This is a genomic window from Mesorhizobium sp. M0166 (assembly GCF_040322255.1).
Classification (GTDB): Bacteria; Pseudomonadota; Alphaproteobacteria; order Rhizobiales; family Rhizobiaceae; genus Mesorhizobium.
Genome location: NZ_JAMYTD010000048.1, coordinates 34,255 through 44,096 on the forward strand (window position 1 = coordinate 34,255; position 9,842 = coordinate 44,096).

A 9,842-nucleotide genomic window follows, 5' to 3' on the forward strand; every position below is an offset into this window, starting at 1 on the left:
AATCCCTGCGCAAAAGCTAAGCTATCCCACGCAAAAACTAAGCGGGTCACTGTCCAAAAGCGTTGGCAAGCTTGCTGCTGTTGTCGCTGAACAACCACTGGATGGCGCCGGCAGCCTGGCCAATGCCAGCGACAATGGCAAGCGACAGCACGGCAACGATCAAACCATATTCGATAGCCGTCGCACCCCTCTCGTCTTCTAAAAATCGTTGCAGCAAGATTTTCATGGGCGCCCATCCCTCTTGCCCTAACCTAGCGCCGACCCGTTAAGAAAGGTTAACGCGACAGGCTTAATGGGCGGTGAACCAGCTGCATTCTAGAGATCTGTTGAGGAGTCAGCAGTCGCCGCTGCTTCTGCCATCGGCCCGTATAACGCAAACCGAACTGGGCAGCGGCTGCAGCACGCTCTTGCGCAGCGTATAGCTATCGCGCTGGCCGATCGAGCCGGTGCTCATCGTATCAAGGCCGTCGCGGGCAAACTGCGAGCGGGTCCGGCTGTCGAGGTAGGGCGTCGCGATCAAGGCCAGAGCCACTGCGGCCGAGCCGAACAGGAGGGCGATGCGCAATATTCCCATGCCGGCATTGGCGGCGCCAGGAAGGCGGTCGGACCAAGGCGAGTCCCAGTCCTTGTCGAAGCTCATGCAAATCGCTCCCCAGCGGTGGAATCGGCGTAACCGCCTTGCGTCAATTTTTCACGGCCAGATAAATCTTTCATTAACGCTGCTGGCAGCGCGTTGTGGAGCTTCCTGGTTTGCGGGAGGTCGGCCGTTACAGCAGATCGATGAGGAACTGGATCAGCGGGGCGTCGGCCGGCGGCATCGGAAAATCGCGCATCTGGCGCGGCCGCACCCATTTCAGCACCTGGCCTTCCTTCGGCTGGGCAATGCCGCGGAAGCGACGGCAGACGAACAGCGGCATCAGCAGGTGAAAATCATCGTAGGAATGGCTGGCGAAGGTGAGTGGGGCCAGGCAAGGGATGTCGGTCTCGATGCCGATCTCCTCGTACAATTCGCGGATCAGGCATTGTTCCGGCGTCTCACCGGGCTCGACCTTGCCGCCCGGAAACTCCCACAGGCCGGCGAGTTGCTTGCCTTCGGGCCGCTGCGCCAACAGCACGCGCCCGTCGGCATCGACCAGAGCGCAGGCGGCGACCAGGAGCAGGCGCTTGCCGACCGTATCCAAGCCGCTCATGCGCCGGATGGCCGGCGATAGTGATAGCGATAGACTTCGTCGAATCCGAGCGAACGGTAAAGCGCCAGCGCCGGCGCGTTGTCCGCCTCGACCTGCAGCCAGGCTTCCCGCGCCCCGCGCAGCCGCGCCCATTTCAACGCCGACCGGATGAGATGGCGGCCATAGCCCTGGTTGCGCACCGATCTGTCGGTGGCGATCTCGAACAGGCCGGCAAGGTCGCCGTCGTGCACGCAGATCAACGTTGCCAGCGGCTCGCTCCCGGCCTCCAGCGCAAACAGCCCGGCCTCCGGCTGGATGGCGCCGATGATCTCCGACAGGCCCGGCCGCAGCGACACATCCGAACCGCTCACCTTGAGCGCGACGCCGATGAAACGGCTGATGTCCTTCAACGGAATCTGATCCATGGCGTCGTCGAGCGTGGCGTCCGCCAGCGGCAGCCGCATGACCAGCGATTCGGCGAATGTGCTCCAGCCCTCGCTGTCGAGGTACTTTGAAAGATCAGGCCCCGACAGCGGCGAGATGCGAAAGGTCAGCGGCCTGCCATAGGCGTCGAAGCGGCGGCTGGCGCGGCCGATGCGCTCGGCAATGTGCTGGATGTCGCCTGGATCGAGCGGATTGACCGAATTCAGCCGCTTGGCCGGGTGGCCGGCCGTCAGCCGCACCACCCAGGTACCGTCATAATGGACGGCGGCCGCCGGCCAGGCGCGAAAGCCGGCCGCCTCATAGCGGCGCACGATCGCCAGCACGCTTGCCGGATGTCTGGAAGCCAACGTCATCAGCTCCGATAATCGCCGTTGATGGCGACATATTCCTTGGTGAGGTCGCAGGTCCACACCGTCGCCTTGCCGCGGCCGATGCCCATATCGGCGCGGATGCGGATCTCGTCGCGCTTCATATACGCCGAAGTCGCCTCCTCGGAATAGGCGGCGTCGCGCTCGCCCTGATAGGCCAGGCGGTTGTCGCCGAACCAGATCGACAGAAGGTCGCGGTCGGCCGGTTCGCCGGCCTTGCCGACGGCCATGACGACGCGGCCCCAATTGGCGTCCTCGCCGGCGACTGCCGTCTTGACCAGCGGCGAATTGGCGATCGACAGCGCGATGCGCTTGGCCGAGCGGGCCGATTTGGCCCCGGTGACGGTGACCTCGACCTGCTTGCGGGCGCCCTCGCCGTCGCGCACCACCTGCAGTGCAAGCGATTTCAGCACCTTGCCGAGGGCACGGCGGAAGGCGCCGAGACGCGCATCCTTGGGATCGGAAATTGCCGGCGCGCCCCGCCTGGCGGCAGCACCCGTGGCGAACATCAGCAGCGTGTCGCTGGTCGAGGTGTCACTGTCGACGGTAACCGCGTTGAAGGTCTTGGCCGTGCCGCGCGACAAGAGATCCTGCAGCACGGGTGCTGCAATCGGCGCATCGGTGGCGATGAAGGAAAGCATCGTCGCCATGTCGGGCGCGATCATGCCGGCGCCCTTGGCGATACCGTTGATGATGACGTCGGCATCGCCGAGCTTGACCGTCGCGGTCGCCAGTTTGGGATAGGTGTCGGTGGTCATGATCGCCTTGGCGGCTTCGGTCCACAATTCCGGCTTGCCGTCCTTGACCAGCCCGGCCAGCAGATGGCTGAACTTGCCGGCGTCGAGCGGTTCGCCGATGACGCCGGTCGAGGCCAGGAACACCTCGCCTGCTGTGCAGCCGGCCGCCTTCGCCGCCACCTCGCCCGTGAGTGCCGTCGAGGCGCGGCCCTTCTGGCCGGTAAAGGCATTGGCATTGCCGGAATTGACCACCAGCACCCGTGCCTTGCCAGCCACGAGGTTCTGCCGGCAGAAATCGACCGGCGCCGACGGGCATTTCGACCTGGTGAACACGCCGGCGACGGTGGTGCCGGCGTCGAACACCATGGCCAGCAAGTCGGTGCGGTTCTTGTATTTTATGCCGGCCTCGGCGGTGGCGATGCGCACGCCCTCGATCACCGGCATCTTGGGATATTTCTTCGGCGCGAGCGGCGAAACCTGTGTGGACATGGAAGACCCCGGGCGGGAAAAATCGCGAAAGGAACGCCGGTTTGCCCGATAGCACGCGCTGGCGCAAGGCGTTTTCACAGCTGTTACGGGTGCCGGAAGCCTGACACCGCCTCATGCAGCAAGCCGGCTGTTGCAAATTTGTTGACGTCGCTGCGACCGATAGCGCTATGATCCTGCCCCATGGGCAGGCTTGTGGTCTTGGCACTGGCGTTTCTGGGTTTTCTGCTGCTGCGCGCCGATGCGCAGACGGCGCGGCGCGTGGCGCTTGTGGTCGGCAACGGCAGCTACGCCGAAGCCGGTACGCTGGCCAATCCCGTCAACGATGCGCTCGACATCGCCGACAAGCTGCGCGCCATCGGTTTCGAGGTGATCGAAGGCAACGATCTCGGCAAGCGCGAGCTCGAACGCAAGATCGGCGAATTCTCAGATGCGCTGCAAGGCGCCGGTGCCGGGCTGTTCTACTATGCCGGCCATGGCCTGCAGGTCGACGGGCGCAACTTCATCGTGCCGGTCGATGCCAGGCTGGACATGCCGGTCAAGCTGCAGCTCGAGGCGGTGCCGATCGACGAGGTTCTCGACATCATGGAGCAGCAGACCAAGGTCAGCCTGGTCTTCCTCGATGCCTGCCGCAACAACCCGTTTGCCCGAAGTCTCAGCCTCAGCGCCACGACGCGCTCGGCGACGGCTCTCGTCGGCCTTGCCCAGTTCGAGTCGACACGCGGCTCGTTCATCGCCTTCTCGACGGCGCCCGGCGCCGTGGCAATGGACGGGACGGGGCGCAACTCGCCCTTTGCGGCCGCACTTTTGCGGCACATGGCCGAGCCCGGACAAAGCATCAACGACATGATGATCGCGGTGCGCCGCGACGTCGTTTCGGCAACGCGCGAGGCGCAGCGTCCCTGGGAGCAGGGGTCGCTGCTCGAGCGTTTCGAATTCGTTCCGGGCGGCGACACTGCCCAGCAACCGAAACCGGCCGTCAGCCCGGCGCCCGCGTCCGAGGTGGCCGCGCTCGAACGCTCCGTCGGCGACAAGGGCGCCATCGAAAAATTCCTGCGCGACGACTATCTGGCGCCTGATGCCAGGAGAATGCGCGAAACCGTCAAGCGGCTTTATGGTTCGTCGGCCACCATCTACGGCACGCGTTACGACAGCGAGGCCATCGTCAAGGTCAAGACCGACTGGTTCGCGCAATGGGCGTCGTGGTCGTTCGGTCTCGAGCCCGGCAGCCTCGAAGTGACGCCGAACGGCAAGGATCGTGCCGACGTGGTTTTCGCCATGCGCTACGACTATGTGCCGAAGGACAAATCGGCGCAGCGCCTGACCGGCAGGGCGCGGGTGACGCTGGAACTCGTGCTGGCCGATGGCGCCTGGCGCGTTGCGTCGGAAACGTCGCAAGCGCTGGAATGAACATCAGCGGACCGCTGGGTTGATGAAGCCGCGAAACGCCCGCTGCACCCCCGGAATCAGTCCCCAGATCATGATCGAGACCATCAGCGGCGCGATGACCAGCGTACGCTGCCAGATTTGCCATTCCTGCGTCAGCGGAAAAACCACGTACAGAATGGCAGTGATCAGTGGATAGACGCCGAGCAGCACCAGCACGGCGAAGCGCAGGCGCGAAAAGCGGGTGACGGCGGTCGAGTTCATCAAACTCTCCTTATCGTTACGGAACGTTCCGTTACATATAAAACGGATCGTTTCGTTTCGTCAAGAGTTGTATATGATGGCTGCAGAAATCGCGGGTAAGGACAAAGAAATGGGCGAAGCCACCGATCCCGGGCGCAAGTCAGCCGGCGCACGGCGCAGCCCCGAAAGCGCCGATGCCATTCTCGATGCCGCCGAGGCGGTGCTGGTCGAAGCCGGCTATTCCGGCTTCTCGATCGAGGCTGTGGCGCGCCGCGCACGCGCCGGAAAGCCGACGATCTATCGCTGGTGGCCAAGCAAGGCCGCCTTGCTGCTCGACGTTTACCAGCGGCAAAAGCGCGTCGACAATCCCGATACCGGGAACCTGGAGCAGGATCTCGTCGGCTTCCTGAAGAGCTTGTTCGCGCACTGGCGCGACACATCGTCGGGCAGCGTGTTCAGATCGCTGATTGCCGAGGCGCAGTCGGACGAAAAAGCCGCCGCCGCCCTCGCCGAATACGCAAGAGGGCGTCGCGTCCATACCGGCCAGATGGTCGAACGCGCCAAGGCAAGGGGAGAGGTGGCAGCCGATGTCGATGCCACGGTCGTCGCCGACCTGATCGCCTCGTTTGCCTGGGCGCACCTTCTGACAGACCGCCTGGACGAGGACGAAGCGATCTTACGCAGGGCGGTCGGCTATATCTTGAAAGGCATAGTCGCTGGCGATGCCGGCGACGCCACGGCGGTCCGGCGGCGGCGTCGACGCATCATCGCTCGCCCTAGCAAATAGAAGCGACAGGGCGGCAGCGCGCCCTGTCGTAGCCCAATCTGGCCTACTTCGCGCTTTCCAGCGCGTCGACCGTCTTCTTCAGGTTCGCATCGGGGATTTCGACCTTGGCGTTGGCGCGCAGCGACTTGACCAGCGCGAAATACTTGTCGCGGATGACCGCCTGGCGCGCCTGGTCCTTGACCTGGTCGAAGGCCGGCGGCTGCTTGGTGCGCTTGTCCTCGACCTTGATGACGTGCCAGCCGAACTGCGACTGCACCGGCTGCTCGGTGTATTTGCCGACTGCCAGCGCAAACACCGCCTTGTCGAACTCCGGCACCATCTGGCCAGGCCCAAACCAGCCGAGATCGCCGCCGCTGGTCTTGCCGCTCGGATCGCTGGTGTGCTCGTTGGCGAGTTTCTGGAAGTCGGCGCCGCCGTCGAGCTGCTTGATGATGGCGTCTGCCTCTTCCTTCGTCTTCACGAGGATGTGACGGGCGTGCACCTCATTGCTGGGCGGCGTGTTGGCGATTTCCTGGTCGTAGCGGGCGCGGACCTCGGCATCGGTAACCTTGTCGACGACGCCCTTCTCGACCATTTCGCCATGCAGCGCGCGCTGTTGCAGGAAGGCCATGCGGCGCTGGAAGTCGGGATCCTTGTCGAGGCCGGTGGTCACCGCCTGAGCCGCCATGACGCGGATTTCGATCGCCGCCGACAGTGCCGCGGCGCGGCGCTGCTCGGGCGGAAGCTGCGCGAACTGCTGCGACAGCTCGCCCTCGGCAAGCCCAAGGTCTGCCTCGGTCAGCGTCTGGCCGTTGATGGTGGCGACCACGGCGTTCGGATCGACCGGCTTGGCCGCCGGGGCGGGCGCTGCCGGCTGGGCAGGGGCGGCTTCCTGCGCCATCAGCGGCGACAGCGAGAGGGCCGTCAGCCCGAATGCCAGACCAAGGCTGGCGAGCGACGCGCGGCGGAACAATATAGACATTACGATTATCTCCAAAGCGGGGTAGCTAGAGCGGAATGGCTTCCAGACCAGCAGGATTGTGGCGGAATTTGGCGCGGTCGACAGGGCGAGCGCGGCGTTGACATCGAATGAGCCCCCTCTTATCTGTCCAACGACTTTGCGTCCAGAACCGTTTTCCGGGCGCTTTTTGCGTTTGTCCGCGTTCACGTGGATTTGATGGGGCCGGCCGGCGCCCGTCGCAATGACTTGGAATGCTATCGAAAGGGCCATTGGATGGTCAGTCTCGGCGGTCTCGCCCGTAAGGTTTTCGGCTCCTCCAACGATCGTCGGGTCAAATCGACCCGGCCGCGCGTCGAGGCGATCAATGCCATGGAAAACGAGATGCGGGCGCTCTCCGACGCCGAGCTTCAGGCCCGCACCGACAAATTCCGCCAGGATATCGCCAACGGCGCCAGCCTCGACGACCTCTTGGTGCCGGCCTTCGCCACCGTGCGTGAGGCCGCGCGCCGCGTGCTCGGCATGCGGCCGTTCGACGTGCAGCTGATCGGCGGCATGGTGCTGCACAATGGCGGCATTGCCGAGATGCGCACCGGCGAAGGCAAGACGCTGGTGGCGACGCTGCCGGTCTACCTCAACGCGCTCGCCGGCAACGGCGTCCATGTCGTCACCGTCAACGATTACCTGGCCACGCGCGACTCGGAATGGATGGGCCGCGTCTACAAATTCCTCGGCCTTAAGGTCGGCGTCATCGTCCATGGCCTGTCCGACGAGGAGCGCCGCGTCGCCTACGCCGCCGACGTCACCTACGCCACCAACAACGAGCTCGGCTTCGACTATCTGCGCGACAACATGAAATACGAGCGCGCCCAGATGGTGCAGCGCGGTCACAGCTACGCCATCGTCGACGAGGTCGATTCCATCCTGGTCGACGAAGCCCGCACGCCGCTGATCATTTCCGGTCCGCTCGAGGATCGTTCGGAAATGTACAACACCATCGACACCTTCATCATCCAGCTGCAGCCGCAGGACTACGAGATCGACGAGAAGCAGAAGACCTCGATCTTCACCGAGGAAGGCACCGAAAAGCTGGAGAACATGCTGCGCGATGCCGGCCTGCTCAAGGGCGAGTCGCTCTACGACGTCGAGAACGTCGCCATCGTCCACCACGTCAACAATGCGCTGAAGGCGCACCGGCTGTTCCAGAGGGACAAGGACTACATCGTGCGCAACGGCGAGATCGTCATCATCGACGAGTTCACCGGCCGCATGATGCCAGGCCGCCGCTATTCGGAAGGCCTGCACCAGGCGCTCGAAGCCAAGGAGCATGTGGCGATCCAGCCGGAGAACCAGACACTCGCCTCGGTCACCTTCCAGAACTATTTCCGCCTCTACAAGAAGCTCGCCGGCATGACCGGCACGGCGCTGACCGAGGCCGAGGAATTCGCCAACATCTACAATCTCGACGTCACCGAGATCCCGACCAACCTGCCGGTCATCCGCATCGACGAAGACGACGAGGTCTACCGGACGGTCGAGGAGAAATACCGGGCGATCGTCAAGGAGATCAAGGAAGCCCGCGCCAAGGGCCAGCCGACGCTGGTCGGCACGACTTCCATCGAGAAATCCGAGCAACTGGCCGAGCGCCTGCGCAAGGAAGGTTTCAAGGATTTCGAGGTGCTGAACGCCCGCCATCACGAGCGCGAGGCGGCGATCGTCGCCCAGGCCGGCAAACCCGGCGCCATCACCATTGCCACCAACATGGCCGGCCGCGGCACCGACATCCAGCTCGGCGGCAATGCCGACATGCGCATCGCCGAGGAGCTTGGCGACATGCCGGCCGGCCCCGAGCGCGAGACCAGGGAAAAGGAAATCCGCGACGACATCGCCCGGCTGAAGGAAAAGGCGCTCGCCGCCGGCGGCCTCTACGTGCTCGCCACCGAGCGCCACGAATCGCGCCGCATCGACAACCAGCTTAGAGGTCGTTCAGGAAGACAAGGCGACCCCGGCCGCTCGAAATTCTTCCTGTCGCTGCAGGACGACCTGATGCGCATCTTCGGCTCCGAGCGCATGGACGGCATGCTGCAGAAGCTCGGCCTCAAGGAAGACGAGGCGATCATCCACCCGTGGATCAACAAGGCCTTGGAAAAGGCGCAGAAGAAGGTCGAGGCGCGCAACTTCGACATCCGCAAGAACCTCTTGAAATATGACGACGTCTCCAACGACCAGCGCAAGGTGGTGTTCGAGCAGCGCATCGAGCTGATGGACGGCGAAGGCCTGTCCGAGACCATCACAGAGATGCGCGAAGGCGTCATCGAGGAGATCGTCGCCAAGAACATTCCCGAAAACGCCTATGCCGAGCAGTGGAACGTCGCCGGCCTCAAGGCCGAGATCGCCGAATTCCTCAATCTCGATCTGCCGGTCGAGGACTGGGTCAAGGAAGAAGGCATTGCCGAGGACGACATCCGCGAGCGCATCAGCCAGGCCGCCGAAGCCGCCGCCAAGGATCGCGCCGAGCGATTCGGCCCCGACGTGATGGCCTATGTCGAGCGGTCGGTGGTGCTGCAGACGCTCGATCATCTGTGGCGCGAGCACATCGTCAATCTCGACCATCTGCGCTCGGTCGTCGGCTTCCGCGGCTATGCCCAGCGCGATCCGCTGCAGGAGTACAAGGGCGAAGCGTTCGAGCTGTTCCAAGCGATGCTGGGCAACCTGCGCCAGGCCGTCACCGCGCAATTGATGCGCGTCGAGCTGGTCCGCCAGGCGGCGGAAGCGCCGCCGCCGGAAGCCCCCGACATGTTCGGCAGCCATATCGACGGCAGCACCGGCGAGGACGATTTCGAAGGCGGCGAGACGGCGGTGCTGGTCCGCCAGGAGACCAATGCCATCGTCGCCCCCGAAGACCGCGACCCGAAGAACCCGGCGACCTGGGGCAAGGTCGGCCGCAACGAAGCCTGCCCGTGCGGGTCGGGCAAGAAATACAAGCATTGTCATGGGGCGTTTGCGTAAGCACCACCTTTCCTTCTCCCCGTTCACGGGGAGAAGGTGCCCGAAAGGGCGATGAAGGGCAGCAGAGGCGTTGGCGACTAGTCGATCTCCCCACTTGAGGGGGAGATGGCCGGCAGGCTACAGGGGGCGCTGTCCCGCCGATACCAAAATACGCATTTCGAATTTTCTGTATCTCGACCGTCGGTGGTGTTTCAGTCGTCTAATCGCGGACCAAAATGCAAGCCCAAATTTGTATTGAGGCGTCGTTTGCCGGGAGCACGGTCGTCTTCGCGGTCG

At 64.0% G+C, this 9,842-nt stretch carries 10 protein-coding genes; 3 read left to right on the plus strand and 7 right to left on the minus strand.

What is annotated here, in order from left to right:
- Positions 1–46: 46 nt before the first annotated feature.
- The 5 genes from NKJ46_RS30320 to argJ form a co-directional block, all read right to left on the minus strand.
- Positions 47–226 (minus strand): Flp family type IVb pilin, encoded by a 180-nt coding sequence (locus NKJ46_RS30320; RefSeq protein ID WP_352566909.1) that lies wholly within the window; start codon positions 224–226, stop codon positions 47–49.
- A gap of 108 nt (positions 227–334) precedes the next feature.
- Positions 335–640: a hypothetical protein gene (locus tag NKJ46_RS30325; RefSeq protein ID WP_352491815.1), complete on the minus strand. Its 306-nt coding sequence runs from the start codon at positions 638–640 to the stop codon at positions 335–337.
- 127 nt (positions 641–767) lie between these two features.
- Positions 768–1,190 (minus strand): (deoxy)nucleoside triphosphate pyrophosphohydrolase, encoded by a 423-nt coding sequence (locus NKJ46_RS30330; RefSeq protein WP_352491816.1) that lies wholly within the window; start codon positions 1,188–1,190, stop codon positions 768–770.
- The gene (locus tag NKJ46_RS30335; RefSeq protein ID WP_352670340.1) at positions 1,187–1,966 is read right to left on the minus strand and encodes a GNAT family N-acetyltransferase; all 780 of its coding nucleotides are present in this window, start codon (positions 1,964–1,966) and stop codon (positions 1,187–1,189) included. Before NKJ46_RS30335 ends, NKJ46_RS30330 begins: the two co-directional genes overlap by 4 nt.
- Positions 1,966–3,207 carry a bifunctional glutamate N-acetyltransferase/amino-acid acetyltransferase ArgJ gene (gene argJ / locus NKJ46_RS30340; protein WP_352670343.1) on the minus strand — a complete coding sequence of 414 codons (1,242 nt, stop codon included), beginning with the start codon at positions 3,205–3,207 and terminating at the stop codon, positions 1,966–1,968. The genes NKJ46_RS30335 and argJ overlap by 1 nt, the downstream gene beginning before the upstream one ends.
- A 180-nt stretch (positions 3,208–3,387) precedes the next feature.
- Here argJ and NKJ46_RS30345 point away from each other — a divergent pair, with 180 nt between their 5' ends.
- Positions 3,388–4,614, plus strand: coding sequence for a caspase family protein (locus NKJ46_RS30345; RefSeq protein ID WP_352670346.1), 1,227 nt, complete (start codon positions 3,388–3,390; stop codon positions 4,612–4,614).
- 3 nt (positions 4,615–4,617) lie between these two features.
- Here NKJ46_RS30345 and NKJ46_RS30350 read toward each other — a convergent pair whose 3' ends face one another.
- Complete coding sequence (locus NKJ46_RS30350; protein ID WP_352670349.1) at positions 4,618–4,854, minus strand: putative antibiotic biosynthesis monooxygenase; 237 nt, start codon at positions 4,852–4,854, stop codon at positions 4,618–4,620.
- Positions 4,855–4,963: 109 nt separating this feature from the next.
- Between NKJ46_RS30350 and NKJ46_RS30355 the strand changes: the two genes are divergently transcribed.
- A complete protein-coding gene (locus NKJ46_RS30355; RefSeq protein ID WP_352670351.1) occupies positions 4,964–5,620 on the plus strand; it encodes a TetR/AcrR family transcriptional regulator in 657 nt (218 codons plus the stop codon).
- Positions 5,621–5,663: 43 nt separating this feature from the next.
- Here NKJ46_RS30355 and NKJ46_RS30360 read toward each other — a convergent pair whose 3' ends face one another.
- Complete coding sequence (locus tag NKJ46_RS30360; protein ID WP_352670354.1) at positions 5,664–6,581, minus strand: peptidylprolyl isomerase; 918 nt, start codon at positions 6,579–6,581, stop codon at positions 5,664–5,666.
- A 252-nt stretch (positions 6,582–6,833) separates the two neighbouring features.
- Here NKJ46_RS30360 and secA point away from each other — a divergent pair, with 252 nt between their 5' ends.
- On the plus strand, positions 6,834–9,566 hold the full coding sequence (gene secA, locus NKJ46_RS30365; protein WP_352670357.1) for a preprotein translocase subunit SecA: 2,733 nt from the start codon (positions 6,834–6,836) through the stop codon (positions 9,564–9,566).
- The last annotated feature ends 276 nt before the right edge of the window (positions 9,567–9,842 follow it).